Raw genomic sequence first — 607 nt, 5'->3', positions numbered from 1 at the left:
TTTACAGAGTTAAGTATATGTGACTCTGGCGGATGGCGTATTTCTTTTAGCGGGGTTGATTCTATACAGATTAAAGTGAATAACTTAGTTCTAAAAACCTATTATCCAGAATCTCCTGGAAAGAATATATACAATGTGGACGATAGGGATAGTTGGTTATTGGTAGTCAATAGAAAACATTACCAAAAGTTTGCCTTTGAGATCACAGAAGAGGATTTGAAATAAGGACTATCACCAAAATGAAACCAGAAACAAATCAGTTAGTGAGATTGGCTGTAAAGTGAGTATCTGGGAGTAAACTTTTCCAAAGTTCGAAACTTTGGAAAAGTTCTCCTACTTGACTCAACTGATACCAATGCGAACCTTATCAGACCTGGATTTACGGATAATGTAAGTTTATTCTGTAAGTCTGGGGCACTATGGCCAGGTGTGGGACAGTGCAGGGCTTTAGAAACAGGTTGCTTCAAAACAATGGAAACCATCAGCAGCAGGCTGTGAATAATCTTTTTGAGGCTTATTTCTATAATTAAGATCTAGAAGGCTATGAGAAACTTCAAGTTAATTCCAATTTATTTATTAGTTTGGGTAAGTTGCAGCCCCGAATTTT

General features: G+C 36.9%; 1 protein-coding gene. It reads left to right on the top strand.

Going from position 1 to position 607, the window contains the following annotated elements:
• Window positions 1-225 (top strand): hypothetical protein (locus tag ACK4HU_RS21955; RefSeq protein ID WP_409810356.1); only part of this gene is annotated, 225 nt, incomplete at its 5' end.
• Window positions 226-607 lie beyond the last annotated feature (382 nt).

Origin of the sequence: Algoriphagus sp., assembly GCF_046296635.1 — a bacterium.
In the GTDB taxonomy this organism is placed as follows: Bacteria; Bacteroidota; Bacteroidia; order Cytophagales; family Cyclobacteriaceae; genus Algoriphagus.
Note: the sequence above shows the minus strand (reverse complement) of the source record. Positions and strands in the feature narration are given on the sequence as shown.